A 21,804-nucleotide genomic window follows, 5' to 3' on the forward strand; every position below is an offset into this window, starting at 1 on the left:
ATGGACATCCAAAATTCCGAACAGAATAACGCAGTCGCGCTACGCGCGCGATTGCGGCAAGCCCGCGCTGCGCTGCCCGAAGCACAGCGCAGCCGGGGCGGCCTGCTGATGCGCGGCCGGTTGTTTACGTGGCTGAACGTCGTGCGCGAACAGGCAGCCAAGCGCGGCCAGCAGGGCCCTGCCACCATAGCAGCTTTCTGGCCGCTCGAGGGCGAGCCCGACCTGCGCCCGCTGCTCGAACAATGGGCGCAGGCCGGCGTCGCCCTGGCGTTGCCCGCCATACGCGCGGCGGGCGAACCGCTCGAATTCCGCGCCTGGACGCCGGGCGACGCGCTCAGCCCGGGCCCATACCAGGTGCAGGAACCTTCGGCCGACCGCCCGGTGCTGCAGCCGGACGTCATCCTGGTGCCCACCCTGGGCTACACCGCGCAGGCCGACCGCCTGGGCTACGGCGGCGGCTATTACGACCGCACCCTGGCGGCCCTGCGCGACGCCGGCCACGACTACACCGCCATCGGCGTGGCCTGGAACGAAGGCCTGCTCGATGTCGGCTACCGGCCCGCCGCACACGACGTGCGGCTTGATGCCGTGCTGACGCCCGATGGCTGGGTGCCCCATCCCCCGGTGCTGGGCCCGGATGCGCCCACCGGGGGCACCTTCGGATCGTACGTGTTACGCTGAGCCGACCGGTGCCGGCACGCGGGTGCCCGCGTGCCGGCACCATGCCCGCCATACGCCGTATGCCTGCCCATGCCGGGCATGCGCAAAATCTGGCGCCCGCCGCGGATCATCCCGTATACCTGCAGCGACGCCCTTCTGCTAAAACGGACGCAGGCCTTGCGGCGGCCGGGCGCGGCGCGCCCCCGTCCCGGGCCGCGTGTTCCATCCGGACCGCGCCCGGCCCCGATCGCACGCAGGAGGAACCATGCAGTTTTCCCCGCCGCCCGGTGCGGCATACGATGAAATGGTCGACGCCGACGGCGCGGTGCGGCCACACTACCGTGCGTTTGCAAAATGGCTGGGGCAGCAGCCCGCCGAAACCATGGCCGCCCGCCAGATCGAGGCCGACCTCAACTTCCGGCGCGTGGGCATTACCTTCTCGGTGGCGGGCGACGAGGCCGGCACCGAACGCCTGATACCGTTCGACCTGATTCCGCGCATTATCCCTGCCGCCGAATGGCAGCGCCTGCAGGCGGGCCTGAAGCAGCGGGTTCGCGCGCTGAACCTGTTTATCCACGACATCTACCACGATCACAACATCGTGCGGGCGGGCATCGTTCCGGCCGAACAGGTGTTCCTGAACGCCCAGTACCGTCCCGAGATGCAGGACGTGGACGTAGCCGAAGACATCTACTGCCACATCGCCGGCATCGACATCGTGCGCGCCGGGGCGGGCGAGTTCTATGTGCTGGAAGACAACTTGCGCGTGCCCTCGGGCGTGTCGTACATGCTCGAAAACCGCAAGATGTCGATGCGCCTGATGCCCGAGGCCTTCAGCCGCATCAACGTCAGTCCGGTGGCGCATTATCCCGACCTGCTGCTGGACAATCTGCGCGAAGTGGCCCCGGGCGGCATAGAAAACCCCACGGTAGTGGTGCTGACGCCCGGCATGTACAACTCGGCCTATTTCGAGCATGCCTTCCTGGCCCAGCAGATGGGGGTGGAACTGGTCGAGGGCCAGGACCTGTTCGTGGACCAGAACACCGTATACATGCGCACGACGCACGGGCCGCGCCGCGTGGACGTCATCTACCGGCGCGTAGACGACGACTTCCTCGATCCGCTGACGTTCCGTGCCGATTCCGCACTGGGCGTGCCGGGCCTGCTGTCGGTCTACCGGGCGGGTCGCGTGACGCTGGCCAACGCCATTGGCACGGGCATCGCCGACGACAAGTCCACGTACCAGTACGTGCCCGACATGATCCGCTTTTACCTGCAGGAAGATCCCATTCTTTCGAACGTGCCCACCTGGCGCTGCTCGCGGCCGGATGAACTGTCGCACGTGCTGGCCAACATGCATGAGCTGGTGGTCAAGGAAGTGCACGGGTCGGGCGGCTACGGCATGCTGGTCGGCCCCTGCTCGACCCGCGCGCAGGTCGAAGCCTTCAGGGAGCGCGTGCGCAGCCAGCCGGCCAACTACATCGCGCAGCCCACGCTCGCGCTGTCCACCGTGCCCACCTATGTGGAATCCGGCGTGGCGCCGCGCCATGTCGACCTGCGCCCCTACGTGCTGTGCGGCAAAGATATCCGCACCGTGCCCGGCGGGCTGTGCCGCGTGGCCCTGGTGGAAGGGTCGCTGGTGGTCAACAGCAGCCAGGGCGGCGGCACCAAAGACACATGGGTACTGGGAGACTGACATGCTGAGCCGCACTGCCGATCACCTGTTCTGGATGTGCCGCTATATCGAGCGGGCCGAGAACACCGCGCGCATGCTTGATGTGAACCTGCAGATGTCGCTGCTGCCGCAGGACGACCAGGCCGGCGACACTCTGTGGAGCGCCGTGCTGCGCATCTCGGAGCTGCAAAGCGGCTACGACGCCCGCTACCCGGCCGTCACGCCGATGGACGTGCTGCATTACATGGTGCGCGAACCGTCCAACCAGTCGTCGATCTACGCCTGCCTGCATGCCGCCCGCGAAAACGCGCGCGCCGTGCGCGGCAGCCTGACCACCGAGGTATGGGAAACCTACAACGCCACCTGGCTGGAATTGCAGCGGCACCTGCAAGATCAGCTGCCGGAACGCAACCCGGCCAAGTTCTTCGAGTGGGTGAAGTTTCGCGCCCACGTCGCGCGCGGCGTCACCATCGGCACCATGCTTGAAGACGAAGCGCTGTATTTCATGCGCCTGGGCATGAACCTGGAGCGCGCCGACAATACCGCGCGCCTGCTCGATGTGAAGTTCCACGAGGCAGATGGCGACACGCCCGCGCGCGCCAGTGAGTTCTACCGCTGGTCGGCGCTGCTGAGCTCACTGTCGGGGCTGGAGATCTACCGCAAGGTATATCGCGACATCATGACCCCCGACCGCGTCGCCGAACTGCTGATCCTGCGCCCCGATATGCCGCGTTCGCTGCTGGCCACCGTACAGGCCCTGACCGAAGACCTGACGCGGGTGTCGAACCAGTGGTCGGCCGAAACGGAACGACGGGCCGGCCTGCTGCACGCGGAGCTGCGCTACGGCCGGATCGAGGACATTCTGCGCAGCGGCCTGCATCGGTACCTGGAACGCTTTCTGGAGCGTATCAACGACCTGGGCGACCGCATCAGCCGGGATTTCCTCGTGTCGCTGGCGGCTTAGCGCAAAGGGAGCAACGCATGAAGCATCTGATCCGACACGTGACCCAGTACCGCTACACCGCCCCGGTAAGCTACAGCGTCCAGACGCTGCGGCTGACGCCGCGCACCGACGAGCACCAGCGCACGCTGCGCTGGCGCATCGACGCGCCGGGCGCGCTGGAACAGCAGGTGGATGCCTACGGCAACATCACGCACATGCTCACCCTGCGGCGTCCGCACGATCACATCGAGCTGTGCGTGACCGGCCAGGTCGAGATCGCGCCGCTGTCCGATGGCCGCCTGCGCCAGGAAGAAAACCGCCTGCCCGTGCATGCCTATTGTGTGCAGACATCGCTGACGCAAGCCGACGATACGGTTCGCGATTTCGCGCGCGCGGCCTTGCCGCAGGGGCTGCGCACGCCGGCCGATGTGCTGGAGCTGGCCAGCGCCATCTGCGACAGGGTCATGTACGAGCCGGGCACGACCGACGTGACGACGGCGGCCAGCCAGGTGCTGCGCCTGGGCCACGGCGTGTGCCAGGACCATGCGCATCTTTTCCTGGCCTGCGTGCGCGGCCTGGGCGTGCCGGGGCGCTACGTCAGCGGATATCTGTACACCGAGGCCGAGCATGCTGCCAGCCACGCCTGGGCCGATGTGTGGCTGGACGGCCTGGGATGGACCAGCGTCGACATCACGAACCGCCAGTTCGCGTCCGACTGCCACTGCCGCCTGGCGGTGGCGCGCGATTACGATTCGGCCTCGCCCGTGCGCGGCGTGCGGCACGGCGGCGGCGAAGAATCCATGACCGTATCGGTACACGTGCAGACGGCACAGCAATAGGCGCCGCAAATGGGGCCAGGTTGAGCCCGCCCGGGCCGTCTGGCCCTACAATACGCCAGCCGTATCCCACCCTACGACCATGACCTACTGTGTAGCCGCCCGCCTGGATGCGGGCCTGGTTTTTCTGTCCGACTCGCGCACCAACGCGGGCGTCGATCAAGTCAGCGTTGCCCGCAAGCTCAATGTGTTCCAGAAAGCCGGCGATCGCGTCATGGCATTGCTCACATCGGGCAACCTGGCCATCAGCCAGGCGGTCGTCAATGCATTGGCCCAGCAGGACGCCGGCAGCCCCGACTCGCTATGGTCGGCGCCCGACATGTACGAAGCCGCGCGCCGGGTGGGCGTGGCGGTGCGCCGCGTGTACGAGCGCGATGCCGAAGCCCTGAACGACCATGGCGTCGACTTCAATATCAACCTGATCTTCGGCGGCCAGATCGGCACAGAACGCTGCCGGCTGTTCCAGGTTTATTCGGCCGGCAACTTCATCGAGGCCAGCACCGATTGCCCCTACGTGCAGATCGGCGAGGCCAAGTACGGCAAGCCCATACTCGACCGCGTGCTGCGCCCCGCCACGCCGCTGGACGAAGCCGCCAAGTGCCTGTTGATTTCCATGGACTCGACCCTGCGATCGAATATCTCGGTGGGGTTGCCGCTGGACATGCTGGTGTATGAAAGCGGCGCGCTGCGCGTGACGCATTTTGCGCACATCGACGAAGACAACGAGTACTTCCGCATGATACGCAAGACCTGGGGCGCGCGGCTGCGCCAGGTTTTCGCCGAAATCGCCGATCCGGCATGGACCGAAGCCCCGGCTTCGGATTCGCTGGCCGCGGCCGGCCGGCTGTACCAGCCGCACGCCGTGACCCCTGACGACGGCGCGGGCGAAGCGCCGCCCTTGCAGGTGCTCGCGCAGGACCCGGGCCAATCGCAGCCCGAATAGCCGTCTGCCGCGCCTGGCGGCGACGCCGCCGTCTTCAGGCAAACCGCGCCGGCAAGAAGGGCGCCATTTCGGCCGTATCGTCACCCCGCACCACGCTTTCGGCCACCAGCCGTGCCGTGACGGCTGCAAACGTGAGCCCCAGGTGTCCGTGGCCCAGCGCCAGGCTCACGGCCTTGCAGGACGGCACGCGACCCACGATGGGCAGCGAGTCCGGCGTAGATGGCCGCGCGCCCACCCACCTGGACGTGACCGTCGGGCGCCTGCCCAGCATGGTCGCCGCGTCTGCTTCGAGCAGGGCGAACAGTTCATCGCTGGCGGGGTGGTCGGGCTGCGCGAACTCGGCCACGCCCGCCACGCGTATGCCGCCCAGCATGGGGGTCAGGTAGACGGACCTTTCCAGCCACGCCACGGGCCGCGTCAACGCGATGTCATCGGCCTGCAGCATCAGGTGGTAGCCCCGTTCGCTGACCAGCGGCAGGCGCAAGCCCAGCGCGGCGGCCAGCCGCGCCCCAGCCGCTCCTGTACATACCACCACATGATCACAGGCCTGCTGCCGGCCGCCGCCCGCCACGGTGCACCCGTGCCGCGCGGCCTGTATCGATTCAACTTCCATGCGCACGAAGCGCCCGCCCGCCCGCGCGAACTGCGAGGCATAGCGCAGGCACAGTTCATGGGGATCGCGCGCGTAGCGGCCGCCGGGATAGTAAATGCCGCCCGCGTGAAAATCGGCGACGGCGGGTTCCAGCGCCGCGGCCTCGGCCGCGCTTAGCCGCGCCGCGCGTGCGCCCAGGCGTTCACGCAACCCCACATGCCCGGCCAACGCCTGCTGCAGGCCGGCCCTGCTGGAACTCAGCGCCAGCACGCCGCTGTCGCGCACCAGCGACGTGGCGCCGGCGTGCTGCAGCAGCGTAGTGGTGTCCTGCACCGCCGTGCGCTGCAACGCGACCAGGGCCCGGCAACCGGCGTGGAACCGGGATGGCGTGCAGGCTCGCGTAAAGCCCGCGGCATAGCGCAGCATCGGGGGCAAATAATGACGACGCACCGCCACCGGGCTGGACCGGTCGAGCAACGCGCGGGGCAGCTGCTTGAACTGCGCCCAATTGGCAAACGGCACGCGCGCGTAGTCGGCCATCACGCCGGCATTGCCGAACGATGCGCCGCCGCCGGGCGGCGCCTTGTCTATCAGGATGACGTCGCGCACGCCCGCCCGCTGCAGCCAGAGCGCCACGGACAGGCCGACGATGCCCGCCCCGATGACTGCGACCCGCTTGGTTTGGCTCATTGCCGTTCGTGACTTATAAAGGACAGGTTGTACCGGGATCATTCATTCCGGGCCGCCAGCGCATCCACCGGGGCGCACGCATCAAGAGGCCTTTATGCAAGTCAAGCGCATCGTTCCCAATATTGCTACCGCAGATATGGCCACGGCCCGCCGCTTTTACCAGGAAGCGCTGGGGCTGCAAGTACTGATGGACCACGGCTGGCTGGCGACCTACGGCACGGCGCACCAGGCGACGGTACAGCTCAGCGTGGCGACGCAGGGCGGGTCCGGCACCCCGGTGCCCGACCTTTCCATCGAAGTGGACGACGTGGACGAGGCCCTGCGCCGCATGCGGGCAGGCGGCTTCGACATCGAATACGGACCGGCCGACGAGCCTTGGGGCGTGCGGCGTTTTTATGTGCGCGACCCCTTCGGCAAGCTGGTGAACATCCTGGCGCATCATTGACACCGCGCTGAAGAGCCGCATGGATGCGGCGGTACACGGACCCGGCGCCGGGTCCGTGTTTCTTCCCCCCTGAAATCTGCCGGCTACTTCTTGGCGTTTTCCGCCAGGCCCAGCTTCTTGACGATTTCGCCTTCGAGCTCGAACTGCTCGGCGGCGTAGCTGGCATAGTCTTCGGTCTTCATGTAGCTTTCCTGCATGCCGAACTGGAACAGCGCGTCCTGGAATTCCTTGGTGTCGGCCACCTGCTTGAACACGTCATGCAGTTTCTTCACCACGGCCGGGTCCATGCCCTTGGGGCCGATGATGCCCATGGGCGCGTAGATCGGGGGCGTGCCGTCCACTTCCTGCAGCGTGGGCGTATCGGGGAACTGCGGCGCACGCTGGGCGCCCCAGGTCACCAGCATGCGCATCTTGCCCGACTTCACCATGGGCAGCACTGTGGTCGATCCGGCGTACACGTCGACAAAACCGCCCATCACCGCCGGAATCACTTCGGATTCGCCCTTGAACGGAATGTGCCGCCATTTGATGCCATGGCGCGCCGCGGTTTCTTCCATCATGACGTTCGAGAAACTGCCCACGCTGGCCGTACCGTAGGTGATCTTGTCCGGGTTGGCCTTGGCGTAGGCGACAAGGTCGTCGAACGTCTTGAACGGCGAATCCGCCAGCACGCCCGCGCCCACCGTGTAGCCGGCCAGGGCGACGATGTAGGTAAAGTCCTTGAGCGGGTCGTACCCCACGTCGGCGATGTGCGGCATGCGCAACGTCGGGCTCAGGATCACGGCCAGCGTATGGCCATCGGGGCTGGCGCCCACCATGGCCTTGGAGCTCAGCGTGGCGCCGGCCCCGCCGCGGTTTTCCACAATGATCGACTGGCCCAGTATCGGCTCGGAAAGCTCGGCCAGGCGGCGCGCCACCATGTCGGTGGAACCGCCCGCGTTGTACGGCACGATAAGGCGGATCGGGCGCGACGGATAATCGGCCTGCGCGAACGCGGGCGCGGCAGCCACGGCGGCCGACGCGGCGACCAGCGCCGCAATACGTTTAAACAGGTATTTCATGGTTTTCCCCTTGTTGTGCGGCCGCCCGTTATTGCGCCGCGGACCAGATTTCGCCGAATACGCGCTGGAAATTGCCGCCAAGCACGCCTTCGATCTGCGCAGCGGTCAGGCCGCCTTCTTCCAGCGCCTGCGTGATGCGCGGAAACTGCACGGGCGTGGGAATTTCTTCCGGATACCGCGCTTCCATCACATCGCCGAAGGCGCTGGAAAAATCGCCGCCCGACGCGGCATACTTGGTGCGCGACATCACCATCACGTGACGCACCGCCTCGTACGTATCCACCGACGGATAGTCGGTGCCGATACCCACGTGTTCGTATCCCACCAGGTTGCCGATATGCTTGATATTGGCCACGAAGTCTTCCAGCGTGGGACGCTGCCCCGCCTGGCCCCGCCAAAGCAGGTAGGCATGGATGCTGCAGCCGATAACCCCTCCGGTGTCGGCCACCGCGCGGATCACATCGTCGGACTTGTTGCGGGGACGCTCGATCACTGCATTGGCGTTGGCGTGCGTCAGCAGCACGGGCTTGCTGCTGTGGCGGGCCGCGTCCAGGCAGGTTTGCGGGGCGCAGTGGCTGAGGTCGATGGCGATACCAACCCGATTCATCTCTTTCACCATGTCGACGCCCAGCATCGACAGGCCGGCGTTGCGCTTTTCCAGGCAGCCATCGCCGATCAGGTTGGCTTCGTTGTAGGTAAGCTGGATGACCCGGATGCCCAGCGTATGGAAAAGTTTGACGCGGTCGACCTGGTCTCCCAGTGGCTTGGCGTTCTGCCAGCCCATGATGAGGCCCAGCTTGCCCTGTTGCTTGGCCAGCGCGATATCGCCGGCCTGTTGCACGAGCAGCCACGACCCGGACGGGTCGAGCGCGCGCTCGCGCCAGGTAATGGCGTCGCGCAGTGCTTCTTCGAAGCCCGCGCTCATCTCGGTAACGGTAAGGTTGATGGCGCTGACGCCCCCTGCGAGCATGTCGCGTGTATTTCCATCACTGAAGAACACCAGCCCGTCGATGACGACCGACTTGCGGTGCAGGGCTTCGGATGTTGCGCTCATTGAATTCTCTCCTGATGCAATCGTTGCGGGCCGCGAGCCCATTGTGCAAGCTATAAAAAGCGCCCCAATCGGAACGCGCCCATATCTACAGCGGGCCGGTTGCCCAACAGCAGGTCTTTCATCACCTCGCCCGCGGCGGGGCCGATGCCGAACCCGTGCCCGGAGAATCCGGACGCCAGGTAGAGGCCCGGCACAGCGTCCACGGCCGACATCACCGGCAGCGCGTCGGGAGTCACGTCGATGTAGCCCGCCCACGACTGGGCCACCCGCGCCTGGGCAAATTCCGGAAAGGCGTGCACGACGTTCTGCCAGGCCTGGCGCAACCCGGCCTGCGAAGGCCCGGGATCCAGCACGCGGGTTCTTTCAAACGGCGACACTTGGTCCAGCGCGAAACGCCGGGGCACGGCCAGTTCTTCGAAAAACCGCTTGCCCACGCGCAGGCGCACAAAGTCGCGGTTGCGCAGCCAGCTCCTGACAAAGCTGCCGAACAGCCGGAAGCTGTCGGGCACCAGGTCGGCCATGGACGCGCCGAATTGCGAAACGGTGTAGCCGCCGTCGCCGCGCTTGCGGCAGGTGAAATTCTTGCCGTTGATGGCGGCCAACGGGCCCGCGTCCAGCGCCGTGGTGCGCAGCACCGACCCTCGCACCTTGAGCTGGGGAAACTCCACGCCGAGATTTCCGCAGAACAGCCGCGACCATGCGCCTCCGGCCAGCAGCGCCGACTGCACCGCCACCGCGCCGTGCTCGGTGACCACCGCGCTGACCTTGCCGCCGCTTTGCTCCACACCCCGCACCGCGCAGTTTTCGTGCACCAGCGCGCCCGCCTGGCGGGCAAGGTCGGCAATACATTGCGTGGCGATGGCCGGCTCTGCCACGCCGTCCGAGGCGCTGTACATGGCGCCCGACCATTGCCGGGCCGACGCGGGAATCAACGATGACAATGCCGCGCGCTCAAGCAGGGTCGCGTCTACGCCATAGTCCCTCACGCTTTGCAGCCAGCCCTGGTGCTGCTGCCTGTCGGCATCGGCCTCCTGCAGGTACAGCACGCCGGTGTTCCGGAACCCCACATCGACCTGCGCCTGGATATCGGCCCACAACTGCTTGGCGCGGATTGCCAGCGGCACTTCGGCCGGGTCGCGCCCCAGCGTGCGCACCCAGCCCCAGTTGCGCGACGACTGCTCGCCCCCGATATGGCCCTTTTCGAATACCCCCACGCGCACGCCCGCGCGCGCCAGCGCATACGCGGTGCTGACACCAATAATTCCCCCGCCAATGACTGCCACATCTAGTGTTTTGGGTAGTGGCCTGGCCGCACCGGTATTTGACATTAATATCGTTATTCGATAACACAACTTGTAATGCGATATTTATATATCGATATGGCCGTGCCGCGCAATCAGGAAATCCCGGATGGCATCGGCCATGGATACGTACAAGGGCCAGGAACGACGACGCCGCCCACAGGGGGCGGCGCGAAAGAAATAGCCATTTGGCGCAGGGCGCCCCAACTCGGGGCGGGCCGGATGGCCTGTTAGGCGGGCAGGTCGAGTTCGCGCCAGATGGCCAGGGGAGCCTCGGCGTGATTCAAGGTATAGAAATGCAGGCCGGGCGCGCCGTTGTCGAGCAGCGTCTGGCACAGCTCGCCCACCACATCGACGCCGAAGGCGCGGATGGACGCCTTGTCGTCGCCGAACTCGGCCAGCCGCAGCCGGATCCAGCGCGGGATCTCGGCGCCGCACATTTCCGAGAATCGCACCAGCTGGTTGTGGTTGGTAATGGGCATGATGCCCGGCACGATGGGTATCTTCACGCCCTTGGCTTGCGCACGATCGACAAAATCGAAGTACGCGTCGGCGTTGAAAAAGTACTGTGTAATGGCGGCGTCGGCGCCGGCGTTGACCTTGGCCACGAAGTGATCCAGGTCGACCGACGGGCTGGCGGCCTGCGGATGCATTTCGGGATACGCGGCCACTTCGATGTGGAACGTGTCGCCGGTCTGTGCACGGATGAACGCAACCAGGTCGGCGGCGTAGCGCAGTTCTCCGGGGTCGCCCCCCATGCCCGAGGGCAGGTCGCCGCGCAGCGCCACCAGGCGGCGCACGCCCTGTTCGCGGTACGCCGCGAGTATGTCGCGCAGGCTGTCGCGCGTGGCGCCAATACACGACAGGTGCGGCGCGGCATCGCAACCCAGGTTCTGCAGCATGCGCACCGTATCGGCCGTGCCGGCGCGGGTAGAGCCGCCCGCGCCGAACGTCACGCTGACATAGCGCGGCTGCATGGCCAGCATCTGCTTGGCCGCGCGCACCAGGCGCTCTTGGGCGGCGATGTCGCGCGGCGGGAAAAATTCCAGGCTCAGTGCAGCGGTAGTTGAGGCGGTCATCAGAAGAAGAAATCAGGGAATCAGGCGCGAAAGCAGCCCGGAAATGATGCTGTACAGAATGGCGCCCGCCACGGCCCACCAGAAGCCGTTGACCTGAAAGCCTCGCAGGATGGAACCGGCCAGCCAGAACAGCAGCGCGTTGAGCACGATCAGGAACAGGCCCAGGGTCACGATCGTGATGGGCAGCGTCAGCAGCACCAGCACCGGCTTGACCAGCATGTTCAACAGACCCAGCACCAGCGCGGCGATCAGGGCCGAGCCAAAGCTCGCCACCGCGATACCCGGAAGCAGGTAGGCCACGGCGAGCAGGGCAATTGCGTTCAGGATCCAGACGAGTATCAAGGTCATTGCGATCTCCGGTTAAGCGCCAGAATGACGGTGGGGCCGCCCAGGTGGGGCCGCCTAGGTGGGGCCGCCCAGGTGGGGCCGCCGCGCCACCTGGCGCGGCCTGCCTATTGTGCTACAGATCAATAACGATAGTGCTCGGGCTTGTAGGGGCCTTCTACCGGCACGTTGATGTAGCTGGCTTGTTCCGGACGCAGCTCGGTGAGCTTGGCGCCCAGTTTCTTCAGGTGCAGGCGCGCCACTTTTTCGTCCAGATGCTTGGGCAACACATACACCTGGCCGCGCACGTAGGCGTCGTTACGCGTGAAGAGTTCGATCTGCGCGATGGTCTGGTTGGCAAACGACGAAGACATCACGAACGACGGGTGGCCCGTGGCGCAGCCCAGGTTCACCAGCCGGCCCTTGGCCAGCAGGATGATGCGCTTGCCATCGGGAAACACCACGTGGTCGACCTGCGGCTTGATCTCTTCCCACTGGCAGTCGTCCAGCGACGCCACGTCGATTTCGTTGTCGAAGTGGCCGATGTTGCACACGATGGCCTGGTCTTTCATGGCCGCCATGTGCTCGCGCGTAATGACGTGGTAGTTGCCGGTGGCGGTGACGAAGATGTCGGCATGAGGCGCGGCTTCTTCCATGGTGACCACTTTGTAGCCTTCCATCGCGGCCTGCAGCGCGCAGATCGGGTCGACCTCGGTGACCCACACCTGGGCGCGCAGCGCGGCCAGCGCCTGGGCGCAGCCCTTGCCCACGTCGCCATAGCCGGCCACGACGGCGATCTTGCCGGCCACCATGACGTCGGTGGCGCGCTTGATGCCGTCGACCAGCGACTCGCGGCAGCCATACAGGTTGTCGAACTTGGACTTGGTGACCGAGTCGTTCACGTTGATCGCGGCAAAGGCAAGCTCGCCCTTTTGCGCCATCTGGTACAGGCGGTGCACGCCAGTGGTGGTTTCTTCGGTCACGCCGCGAACTTCGGCCAGGCGGGTCGAATACCACTTGGGGTCGCGCGCCAGCGTGGCCTTGATGGAAGCAAACAGCACGCGCTCTTCTTCGCTGCCCGGCTTGGACAGCACCGAGGCGTCTTGCTCGGCCCGCGCACCCAGGTGCAGCAGCAGCGTGGCATCGCCGCCGTCGTCCAGGATCATGTTGGCGTGACGGCCTTCCGGCCATTCGAAAATGCGGTGCGTGTACTGCCAGTATTCTTCGAGCGTTTCGCCCTTGACCGCGAATACCGGCGTGCCGGTGGCGGCGATGGCCGCGGCGGCGTGGTCCTGGGTGGAGAAGATATTGCACGACGCCCAGCGCACTTCGGCGCCCAGCGCCTTCAGCGTCTCGATCAGCACGCCGGTCTGGATGGTCATGTGCAGGCTGCCTGCGATGCGCGCGCCCTTCAGGGGTTGGCTGGCGGCGAATTCCTCGCGGATGGCCATCAGGCCCGGCATCTCGGTTTCGGCGATGGCCAGCTCGCGCCGCCCCCAGGCGGCCAGCGACAGGTCGGCAACGTGATAATCAGCAACGGCTTGGTCGGAAACTGCGTTCATGTGTGTACTCCGGTAAATATTCAACGGCAACGCGCGTCGCGGGCGGCCGACGGAAGCACAGATCATGGAAAGCGCGCCCGCCTTTATCGACCCTGCGACAAAGGTGAGCGCCGTTGCTGGACGCCGCCCGGGGCGGCGCCTGGTGAGATTCCTGAGCCTGGCGACCCGGCCGCCCGCGTGTGTGGCAGCCATGGATCGTCGCAGCGCTCCTCAGGACTGGCTGAATTGTACCGGGTGCAGGCGGGCGCGCAACACTGGGCGGCCGCCGGCCGTAGTTCACGCCGGGCTGGCGGGATGCGCCGCGGCGCCACCGTGGGCCGCGGCGGCCGGCGTCAGCGGCGCCAGGGCGGCCAGCAGGTCCTGCGCCACGCTTTCCCAGGTGCGCTTGAGCGCCCCTTCGCGCACCCCGGCACGGTCCAGCTCCAGGGCCTGACGGCAGGCCATGCCCAGATCATCATTCACAAAGCCCGTGGCCCCGGCGTCTATCACGGCACGCGGCGCTTCGGAATGAAAGGCGGCCACCGGCGTGCCGCAGGCCATGGCTTCCAGCATGACCAGGCCAAACGTGTCCGTCGTGCTGGGAAACACAAACACGTCGGCGGCCGAGTAATAAGCCGGCAGCTTGTCGTCGGTCTGCATGCCCAGGAAATGCGCCTGGGGGTACGCCTGGCGCAGGCGCGCCTCGTCGGGGCCTGCGCCGATCACCACTTTGCTGCCCGGCAGGTCCAGCGACAGGAAGGCGTCCAGGTTCTTCTCGCGCGCCACCCGCCCCACGCTCAGGAAAATGGGCCGCGGCAGGCCGGCGAAGGCGTCGCGGCGCCCCGGGCGGAAGTGTGCCGCGTCCACCCCGCGCGACCACACCCGCAGGTTGGCCAGGCCGCGGGCGGCCACGATGTCGCGCACCGTGGGCGTGGGCACCAGCACGCAGGCCGAAGGCCGGTGAAACCAGCGCAGATAACGCCATGGCAAGGCGGACGGGATCCCCATGCGCGCCTGCAGGTAATCCGGAAACATCGTGTGAAATGACGTGGTGAACTGCCAGCCGCGGCGCAGCGCCAGGCGGCGCGCGGCCAGCCCCAGCGGGCCTTCGGTGGCGATGTGCAGCGCATCGGGCACGATGTCGCCCAGCACGCGGCGCAGCTGCCGGCCGGGCGCCACGCACAGGCGCAGTTCGGGCTCGGACGGCGCGGGCACCGTGCGCGCACCCGTGGGGCTGACCACCAGCAGTTCGTGGCCCCACAGGGTCAACAGGCGCTGCATGGTGGTCCAGGTGCGCACCACGCCGTTGACCTGCGGGGGCCAGGCGTCGGTAACAAGCACGATCCGCATGGGATCCTCCGGACACGGAAGTCGTCGATAACCGGATTTAGCCTGCGGTATGTGACCGGGCCAAGACAAAGGCGCCGTGCGCCCGTCGGTCAGCCTTTGCGGCGCGGGTATCCCTGCGCGCGGATACGCTGCCAGACGGCCTGCTTTTCGTCGTCGGTCATGAAGACCCAGTTGGACACTTCGGCGGCCGTGCGACCGCAGCCGCGGCAGATCTCGTCGAACAGGGTGGAGCAGACGGCCACGCAGGGCGAATCGGTAGCGGTAAAGGCCTGTCGGGAAGCGTCGGCGCAGACAGCATCCGGGGCGCCGGCGCCCTTGGAAGGGGTGTTGCTCATGCGCGGCAGCTTAACACCCCTGCTATGTCCCCTATTGGGATATCCCTGCTGCCGGGGCGGTCTGCCGGTGCCGCCGCTCGCAGCGACACAGGGAAATTCCCGTAGTAATTATTATTGCGAATTATTATCATGTCGTTTTTTAATTACGGGGGCAGGAAGTGGACGACATTTCCCAGGATAATCCGGGCCGGCCAAGGCGGCTGACCGCGATCAGGCACGTGCTGGCAGGCGGCGCGGCGTTGTACGCTGCCGCGCTGTCGGCGCAGGGCGCCGATTCCGCCAGCGCCCCCGCCGTGCTGCCCACGGTCACTGTCACCGGCGCGCCGGTCGCCCTGGACGAGGCGCCCGCCGCCATCGCGGGCGGGCAGATCGGCGGCGGCGCCCGCATGGGCATCCTGGGCAACACGTCGGTCATGGACACGCCCTTCAGCGTCACCAGCTATACCGCCCAGACCATAGAAAACGAACAGGCGCGTTCGGTGGCCGATGTGGCCACCATGGACCCGTCCGTGCGCATGGGCAGCGCCCGCTCGAACATCAACGAAGACCTGACCATCCGCGGCTTCTCGGTGCCCACGTCGGACTTTGCGTTCAACGGCATGTTCGGCCTGACGCCCTATTGGCGCGCCCCGGTAGAAGCGCTGGAACGCATCGAAATCATCAAAGGTCCATCGGCGGCGCTGTTCGGCATGACTCCGGGCGGCAGCGTGGGCGGCGTGGTCAACCTGGTTCCCAAGCGCGCGACCGACGAGCCCATTACGCGGCTGACCGGCAGCGTGATGTCGGATTCGGTATTCGGGGTGCATGCAGACATCGGGCGCCGCTTCGGGCCCGACAACGCGTTTGGCATACGCGTAAATGCAATGATGCGCGACGGCGATACGCCCATCAAAGACCAGTCGGCACGTGACGCGCTGGGCTCGGTGGCCCTGGATTACCGTGGCAAGGCCCTGCGCGCGTCGCTGGACCTGCTGTGGCAGAAGGAACACATCGACAACGTGGTGCGGCAGTTCCAGCTGGGCCCGGGGCTGGACGCCATTCCCAAGGCGCCTGCCGGAAAGAACCCCTATCCCGGCCTGGGCTGGAGCGACGGCCGCAACGGCTCGGGCGTGCTCAAGGTGGAATACGACCTGACGGATCACCTTACCGCGTATGCCGGCTATGGCCAGCGCAAGCTGGACTGGGATGCCATTGCGGCCAACCCCGTCCTGCTGAATTCGCAGGGCGATTATTCGTATTTTGGCGGCTGGCAGCGCATGACGGTAGACAGCAAGTCCACCGAACTGGGCTTGCGCGCCCATTTCAATACCGGCCCTGTCAGCCACAAGGCGGCGTTCAGCTACACCCGGCTCGACCAGGATTCCAGACTGGGGTTCTACACCGGGTATCCGGGCGGCACGTCCAATATCTATTCGGGCGATGTGTTCGACACGCCGTCGACGGCGGGCATCGATAACCCGCTGAACCGCTATCAAAGCACCCGGCTCACCAGCTACGCGCTGGCCGACACCATGGGATTCATGCAGGATCGCCTGCAGTTATCGCTGGGCGTGAGGCGCCAGCAGGTAGAAGGCCAGAACTACAACTTCACCAACGGCGAGCCCAGCGGCCCCCGCTACGATAAAAGCGCCACCACGCCGTTTGCCGGGATCGTGTTCAGATTGCGGCCCGATGTATCGCTGTATGCCAGCTATGTCGAAGGCCTGTCGCAAGGCGATACCGCTCCGACCAGCGCCGCCATCACCAATCCCGGCGAAACGCTGCCGCCGTTCAAGTCCAAGCAGAAAGAAATCGGCGTCAAGTTCAGCCCGAGCGACAGCACACTGGCCACGCTCGCGCTTTTTGAACTGACGCGCCCCAGTTCCGGGATATCCGGCAATACGTTCGGCGAGTACGGCGAGCAGCGCAATCGCGGGGTCGAGCTTACGTTCGCCACCGAAGTGGCGCGCGGGGTGCGCCTGCTGGGCGGCGCAAGCTATATCGATGCGGTCATCACCGAAGCGGTATCGCCGGACCTGCAGGATAACCAGGCCATCGGCGTGCCCGACTGGCAGATCAACCTGGCAGCCGAATGGGACACGCCCTTCGTGCCGGGCCTGACGCTGCTGGGCCGCGTCGTGTACACGGACAGCAGCTACGCCGACGCGGCCAACACGCTGTCGCTGCCCAGCTGGACCCGCTTTGACGCGGGCGCGCGCTACGAAACCCGCGTCAGCGGCAAGCCGGTGACCTTCCGCTTCAACGTGGAGAATCTGTTCAACAAGAACTACTGGGGCACCTCGACCAGCGGCTACCTGTTCGTCGGCAACCCGCGCACCTACACCTTGTCGGCGAGCATCGCTTTCTAAGGACATGACGATGTCCACGCAAACCTGGTCCTGGATACACAAGTGGAGCAGCCTGGTCAGCACGGCGTTCCTGCTGCTGCTGTGCATCACCGGCCTGCCCCTGATCTTTCACGAAGAGATCGAGCATATGCCGGGGTGGTAGAGGCGCCCCCGATGCCGCCCGGCACGCCCTACGCCAGCCTGGACCGGATCGCACAGGCCGCCCACGAGCGCCGCCCCGGCGAGGTCATCCGCTATATGTTCTGGGACCAGGACGAGCATCCCGACCTGACCTATGTGTCCATGGCCCGCGCCTTGGACGCGCCTCCCGATGAAAACAACGCCCTCATCGTCGATTCGCGCACGGCCCGGGTGCTGGACGAGCCGGCCACCGACGAGGGGTTCATGTACATCATGCTCCGGCTGCACACCGACATGTTCGCCGGACTGCCGGGCATGCTGTTCCTGGGCGCGATGGGCCTGCTGATGGCGGTGGCGATCGTGTCGGGCGTGGTGCTGTACTACCCGTTCATGCGCCGGCTGAAATTCGGCGCGCTGCGCGCCGGGCGCAGCGCCCGCATCAAATGGCTGGACTGGCATAACCTGCTGGGCATCGTCACCGTCGTCTGGCTGCTGGTGGTAGGCGTCACCGGCAGTATCAACACCCTGAGCCGCATTGTGCTGGGCGTATGGCAAATGGACCAGATGGCCGAGATGACGGCGCCCTACCGCGGCCTGCCGCCCGTGACACAGCCGGCCCACCTGCAGGCGTCGCTGGAAACCGCGCGCGCCGCCGTGCCCGGCATGACGGTAAGCCTGGTGGCATTTCCCGGCACGATGTTTTCCAGCCCCCACCACTACACGTTCTTCATGAAAGGCAGCACACCGGTGACCTCGCGCCTGCTCAAGCCGGCCCTGGTCGATGCATCCACCGGCGCGCTGACCGACTCGCGTGAGATGCCGTGGTACGTGAAGACACTGTTCCTGTCGCAGCCGCTGCATTTCGGCGACTACGGCGGACTGCCCTTGAAAGTGTTGTGGGCCATACTGGATATCTTCACGATAATCGTGCTGGGCAGCGGCCTGTACCTGTGGCTGCGCAAGCCCACGGCGGCGGCCTCGCGCCGGAAGGCCGGCGACGCGCCCGACTTCGCGGATGCGATGCAGGACGCCGGCACACAAGAGGCCGCGCGATGAACCGCAATGCTACGCATACCCGTACCGACCATGCGCAGTCGGCGCGCGAGGTGTTTCGCGTGCCGGTATGGCTGGGCCTGGCGTCTATCGTGGGACTGCTGTCGGCGCTGTTTGGCGACGGCGCATGGGACGGATTGTCCTGGCTGACGATGCTGGCGCCGGTGGCGGCAGTATGCTGGGCGTGGCGCTGGCGCCTGACTCCCGCAAGGGGTGCCGGGCGCCAGCCGTAGTGCGTCAGGCTGCTTGCTTCAAGGCCTGGGCCTTGTCCACCGCTTCCCAGGTGAACTCGGGTTCGGCGCGGCCGAAGTGCCCATAAGCCGCCGTCTTGGTGTAGATGGGGCGCAACAGGTCGAGCATATTGACGATGCCCTTGGGGCGCAGGTCGAAGTGCTCGCGCACCAGCTTGGCGATCTGGTCGTCCGGGATCACGCCGGTGCCTTCGGTGTACACCGTGATGTTGATGGGTTCGGCCACGCCAATGGCGTAGCTGACCTGCACCTGGCACTGGCGCGCCAGGCCGGCCGCCACGATGTTCTTGGCGACGTAGCGCGCCGCGTAGGCGGCGGAACGGTCGACCTTGGACGGATCCTTGCCCGAGAACGCGCCGCCGCCGTGGGGGCAGGCCCCGCCGTAGGTGTCCACGATGATCTTGCGGCCCGTAAGCCCGCAATCGCCCTGCGGCCCGCCAATGACAAAGCGGCCGGTGGGGTTCACCAGGAACTTCGTGCGCGGGGTGATCAGGCCGTCCGGGAAGCTGGGCTTGATGATGTCTTCGATGACGGCCTCGTGGATGGCCGACTGGGAAATCTCGGGCGAGTGCTGCGTGGACAGCACCACCGTGTCGACTTCGACCGGGCGGCCGTCAACGTAGCGGAAGGTGACCTGCGACTTGGCGTCGGGGCGCAGCCACGGCAGGCGGCCGTCTTTGCGAAGTTCGCTCTGGCGCTGCACCAGACGGTGCGCATACCAGATGGGCGCCGGCATCAGGTCGGGCGTTTCGTCGCAGGCATAGCCGAACATCAGGCCCTGGTCGCCCGCCCCCTGGTTCAGGTAGTCTTCAGAGTTGCGGTCGACGCCCTGGGCGATGTCGGGCGACTGCTTGTCGTAGGCGACCAGCACCGCGCAACCTTTGTAGTCGATGCCGTAGTCGGTATTGTCGTAGCCGATGCGGCGAATGGTGTCGCGCGCCACCTGGATATAGTCGACGTTGGCCTTGGTGGTGATTTCGCCGGCCAGCACTACCAGGCCGGTATTGCACAGCGTTTCAGCCGCCACGCGCGCGTGCGGATCCTGCGTGAAAATGGCGTCGAGAATGGCGTCGGAGATCTGGTCGGCCACCTTGTCCGGGTGCCCTTCCGACACGGATTCGGAAGTAAAGAGAAAATCGTTATTGGCCACGGATGCGTCCTTACGAAACCGGCGTAGCCGGCACACAGGGTTGACGAGGCGCGTAGCGCCCCGGATCCGAACCTGCCTGTGACGATCTGGGCGCGACGCTTTAGCGGATTTTGCCCGATGCGCAGCCTGCGCCCCGGGCGTCGCCCCGCAAGTTGTCGGTTAACTCGGCGACTGCGGGCATTTTAGGCGAAAATGCCCGCTTCATGCAGACCGCCTGAATCTATCGATATACCGTTGCGCGCGCCGCGCGTGCCCCTGCCGTTGTTACTGTTGCATGCTGCTTGCCCTGTTCCGCGCCGTCGCCCTGATCCCCCTGCCCGTGCTGCATGCCCTTGGCCGCGCGGTGGGGCTGCTGGTTTACGCCATTCCCGGGCGCTACCGGCAGCGGCTGCGCGCCAACGCGGCGCAGGCGGGCTATCCCGATGCGGCATTCGCGCGCCGCGCGGCCGCCGAGACCGGCGCCATGATGGCCGAAATGCCCAAGGTATGGTTTAGCAGCGCCGAAGCCCTGTCCAAGGCCGTGTCCGACAGTTTCCAGGTGGCGCAGGCCGCGCGCGACGCGGGCCGCGGCATCCTGTTCCTGACCCCGCACCTGGGCTGCTTCGAGATCACCGCGCGCTACATCGCGGCGCGCGGCACGCCCATGACCGTCATGTTCCGCCCGCCGCGCATGCCGGCGCTGGCGCCGCTGCTGGATGCCGCGCGCAATACGGCCGACATGAAAGCCGTGCCCGCCACGATGCAGGGTGTGCGCGAATTCGTGCGCGCCCTGCGCCGGCACGAATCGGTAGGGCTGTTGCCCGACCAGGCGCCCGGCGAGGGCGAAGGCGTGTGGGCGCCGTTCTTCGGGCGCATGGCGTACACCATGACGCTGCCGGGCAAGCTGGCGGCACAAACCGGCGTAGCCGTCATCGTGGTGGCGGGCGAACGCCTGCCGCGCGGACGGGGCTGGCGCCTGCACTTCGAACAAGTGCCCGAGCCGCTGCCCGCCGATGCGCAAGGGCAGGCGGCGCTGTTCAACGCCGCCATGGAAAAGCTGATCCGCCGCATCCCGCATCAGTATTTGTGGAGTTACAACCGCTACAAGACGCCGCGCGGCGCGCCACCGGCCCCGCGCGCAGATGCCACCGACACCCCCGCCGTACATGACTGACTTCAAGACGCGCGCGCTGGCCGCGCTGTTTGCCTGGTTTGGCCGCATGCGTCCGGCCACGCGCCAACGCGTGGGCGCGGCGCTGGGCTGGCTGGCGCCTCGGCTGGCCCGATCGCGGGCGCGCATCGTGCGCATGAATCTGCGGCTGTGCTTTCCCGACGAGCCCGAGGCCTTGCGCGAACGCTGGCTGCACGAGCATTTCCGCGCCCTGGCCCAGACTATCGTCGATCGCGGCGTGCTCTGGTATGGCACGCCCGAGGCCGTGCGCGAGATGGTTACCCAAACCGGCGCCGAACGCATCAACGCGCTGATCGCCGAAGGCCGCCCGGTGTTGCTGCTGGCGCCGCACTTCGTGGCCCTGGACGCGGCCGCCACGCGCCTGACCATGGAAGTGCCCAGCAGCGCCACCATGTACACCCCGCAGAGCGACCCCTCGGTGGATGCCATCGTGAGCCGGGGCCGCGCGCGGTTTAACGAAGTCTTTCTGGTCAGCCGCAAAGACGGCGTGCGCGAGCTGATCCGGCACCTGCGCGCGCCGCGCCCCGTCTACTACCTGCCCGACATGGATTTCGGCCGCAACGGCGCCGTGTTCGTGCCGTTTTTCGGCGTGCCGGCCGCCACGCTGCTGGCAACGGCTCAGCTTGCCCGCAAATGGGATGCGGCGGTGCTGCCGGTCATCGATTTCTGGGACCCTGCCACCGGGCGCTACCACGTCGAAGTGCTGCCGGCGCTCGACGACTTTCCTGGCGAAGGCTCGCTCGAAGACGCCACCGCCAGGCTCAACCGCGAGATCGAGGCCTGGGTCCGGCGCTGCCCCAGCCAGTATTACTGGGTGCACCGGCGCTTCAAGACGCGGCCGCTGGGCGAAGCCAAGTTCTACTAGACTCGCCACCGCCGCGC

The 21,804-nt window shown here is 66.5% G+C and carries 20 protein-coding genes, 1 pseudogene and 1 riboswitch; of the genes and pseudogenes, 11 read left to right on the forward strand and 10 right to left on the reverse strand.

What is annotated here, in order from left to right; genetic code table 11:
* From CAL19_RS17585 to CAL19_RS17605, 5 genes are all read left to right on the forward strand, one after another.
* Positions 1-681: a 5-formyltetrahydrofolate cyclo-ligase gene (locus CAL19_RS17585; RefSeq protein ID WP_026640717.1), complete on the forward strand. Its 681-nt coding sequence runs from the start codon at positions 1-3 to the stop codon at positions 679-681.
* Positions 682-925: 244 nt separating this feature from the next.
* Positions 926-2,356, forward strand: coding sequence for a circularly permuted type 2 ATP-grasp protein (locus tag CAL19_RS17590; RefSeq protein WP_094797544.1), 1,431 nt, complete (start codon positions 926-928; stop codon positions 2,354-2,356).
* 1 nt (position 2,357) lies between these two features.
* Positions 2,358-3,299, forward strand: coding sequence for an alpha-E domain-containing protein (locus CAL19_RS17595; RefSeq protein WP_026640719.1), 942 nt, complete (start codon positions 2,358-2,360; stop codon positions 3,297-3,299).
* Between the two features lie 17 nt (positions 3,300-3,316).
* The gene (locus CAL19_RS17600) at positions 3,317-4,117 is read left to right on the forward strand and encodes a transglutaminase family protein (protein ID WP_094797545.1); all 801 of its coding nucleotides are present in this window, start codon (positions 3,317-3,319) and stop codon (positions 4,115-4,117) included.
* Between the two features lie 79 nt (positions 4,118-4,196).
* The gene (locus CAL19_RS17605; protein WP_094797546.1) at positions 4,197-5,057 is read left to right on the forward strand and encodes a peptidase; all 861 of its coding nucleotides are present in this window, start codon (positions 4,197-4,199) and stop codon (positions 5,055-5,057) included.
* A gap of 34 nt (positions 5,058-5,091) precedes the next feature.
* On the opposite strand, the gene CAL19_RS17610 is transcribed toward CAL19_RS17605, so the two are convergent.
* Positions 5,092-6,339, reverse strand: a complete 1,248-nt coding sequence (locus CAL19_RS17610) for an NAD(P)/FAD-dependent oxidoreductase (RefSeq protein WP_170941562.1) — start codon at positions 6,337-6,339, stop codon at positions 5,092-5,094.
* A gap of 94 nt (positions 6,340-6,433) precedes the next feature.
* Here CAL19_RS17610 and CAL19_RS17615 point away from each other — a divergent pair, with 94 nt between their 5' ends.
* Complete coding sequence (locus tag CAL19_RS17615) at positions 6,434-6,784, forward strand: glyoxalase superfamily protein (RefSeq protein ID WP_026640723.1); 351 nt, start codon at positions 6,434-6,436, stop codon at positions 6,782-6,784.
* Between the two features lie 83 nt (positions 6,785-6,867).
* On the opposite strand, the gene CAL19_RS17620 is transcribed toward CAL19_RS17615, so the two are convergent.
* From CAL19_RS17620 to CAL19_RS17655, 8 genes are all read right to left on the reverse strand, one after another.
* The gene (locus tag CAL19_RS17620; RefSeq protein WP_094797548.1) at positions 6,868-7,845 is read right to left on the reverse strand and encodes a tripartite tricarboxylate transporter substrate binding protein; all 978 of its coding nucleotides are present in this window, start codon (positions 7,843-7,845) and stop codon (positions 6,868-6,870) included.
* A gap of 28 nt (positions 7,846-7,873) precedes the next feature.
* A complete protein-coding gene (locus CAL19_RS17625) occupies positions 7,874-8,899 on the reverse strand; it encodes a dipeptidase (RefSeq protein WP_051423857.1) in 1,026 nt (341 codons plus the stop codon).
* A gap of 50 nt (positions 8,900-8,949) precedes the next feature.
* Entirely contained in the window at positions 8,950-10,182 is a 1,233-nt protein-coding gene (locus CAL19_RS17630; protein WP_419670210.1) for an NAD(P)/FAD-dependent oxidoreductase, read from the reverse strand.
* A 248-nt stretch (positions 10,183-10,430) separates the two neighbouring features.
* Positions 10,431-11,279: a methylenetetrahydrofolate reductase [NAD(P)H] gene (gene metF, locus CAL19_RS17635; protein WP_026640727.1), complete on the reverse strand. Its 849-nt coding sequence runs from the start codon at positions 11,277-11,279 to the stop codon at positions 10,431-10,433.
* 12 nt (positions 11,280-11,291) lie between these two features.
* Positions 11,292-11,627, reverse strand: a complete 336-nt coding sequence (locus CAL19_RS17640; RefSeq protein WP_026640728.1) for a phage holin family protein — start codon at positions 11,625-11,627, stop codon at positions 11,292-11,294.
* A 119-nt stretch (positions 11,628-11,746) separates the two neighbouring features.
* Positions 11,747-13,165 carry an adenosylhomocysteinase gene (gene ahcY / locus CAL19_RS17645; RefSeq protein WP_094797550.1) on the reverse strand — a complete coding sequence of 473 codons (1,419 nt, stop codon included), beginning with the start codon at positions 13,163-13,165 and terminating at the stop codon, positions 11,747-11,749.
* A 98-nt stretch (positions 13,166-13,263) separates the two neighbouring features.
* Positions 13,264-13,383, reverse strand: a riboswitch (S-adenosyl-L-homocysteine riboswitch).
* Positions 13,384-13,441: 58 nt separating this feature from the next.
* A complete protein-coding gene (locus tag CAL19_RS17650) occupies positions 13,442-14,494 on the reverse strand; it encodes a glycosyltransferase family 4 protein (protein WP_094797551.1) in 1,053 nt (350 codons plus the stop codon).
* Between the two features lie 89 nt (positions 14,495-14,583).
* Positions 14,584-14,829 carry a DUF1289 domain-containing protein gene (locus CAL19_RS17655; protein WP_026640731.1) on the reverse strand — a complete coding sequence of 82 codons (246 nt, stop codon included), beginning with the start codon at positions 14,827-14,829 and terminating at the stop codon, positions 14,584-14,586.
* Positions 14,830-14,987: 158 nt separating this feature from the next.
* Here CAL19_RS17655 and CAL19_RS17660 point away from each other — a divergent pair, with 158 nt between their 5' ends.
* The 3 genes and pseudogenes from CAL19_RS17660 (at position 14,988) to CAL19_RS17670 (ending at position 18,583) form a co-directional block, all read left to right on the forward strand.
* Positions 14,988-17,177 (forward strand): TonB-dependent receptor, encoded by a 2,190-nt coding sequence (locus CAL19_RS17660; RefSeq protein ID WP_094797552.1) that lies wholly within the window; start codon positions 14,988-14,990, stop codon positions 17,175-17,177.
* 10 nt (positions 17,178-17,187) lie between these two features.
* A pseudogene (locus CAL19_RS17665) lies at positions 17,188-18,353 on the forward strand (PepSY-associated TM helix domain-containing protein).
* A complete protein-coding gene (locus CAL19_RS17670) occupies positions 18,350-18,583 on the forward strand; it encodes a hypothetical protein (RefSeq protein ID WP_094797553.1) in 234 nt (77 codons plus the stop codon). The pseudogene CAL19_RS17665 and the gene CAL19_RS17670 overlap by 4 nt, the downstream one beginning before the upstream one ends.
* A 4-nt stretch (positions 18,584-18,587) precedes the next feature.
* Here the strand turns inward: CAL19_RS17670 and metK are convergent, their stop codons facing one another.
* Positions 18,588-19,751 (reverse strand): methionine adenosyltransferase, encoded by a 1,164-nt coding sequence (gene metK / locus CAL19_RS17675; protein ID WP_026640733.1) that lies wholly within the window; start codon positions 19,749-19,751, stop codon positions 18,588-18,590.
* 274 nt (positions 19,752-20,025) lie between these two features.
* On the opposite strand from metK, the gene CAL19_RS17680 reads away from it, so the two are divergent.
* Together CAL19_RS17680 and CAL19_RS17685 are read left to right on the forward strand one after the other, a co-directional pair.
* A complete protein-coding gene (locus CAL19_RS17680; RefSeq protein ID WP_026640734.1) occupies positions 20,026-20,904 on the forward strand; it encodes a lysophospholipid acyltransferase family protein in 879 nt (292 codons plus the stop codon).
* The gene (locus CAL19_RS17685) at positions 20,897-21,787 is read left to right on the forward strand and encodes a lysophospholipid acyltransferase family protein (protein ID WP_026640735.1); all 891 of its coding nucleotides are present in this window, start codon (positions 20,897-20,899) and stop codon (positions 21,785-21,787) included. Before CAL19_RS17680 ends, CAL19_RS17685 begins: the two co-directional genes overlap by 8 nt.
* The last annotated feature ends 17 nt before the right edge of the window (positions 21,788-21,804 follow it).

Origin of the sequence: Bordetella genomosp. 7, from assembly GCF_002261265.1 — a bacterium.
In the GTDB taxonomy this organism is placed as follows: domain Bacteria; phylum Pseudomonadota; class Gammaproteobacteria; order Burkholderiales; family Burkholderiaceae_B; genus Bordetella_A.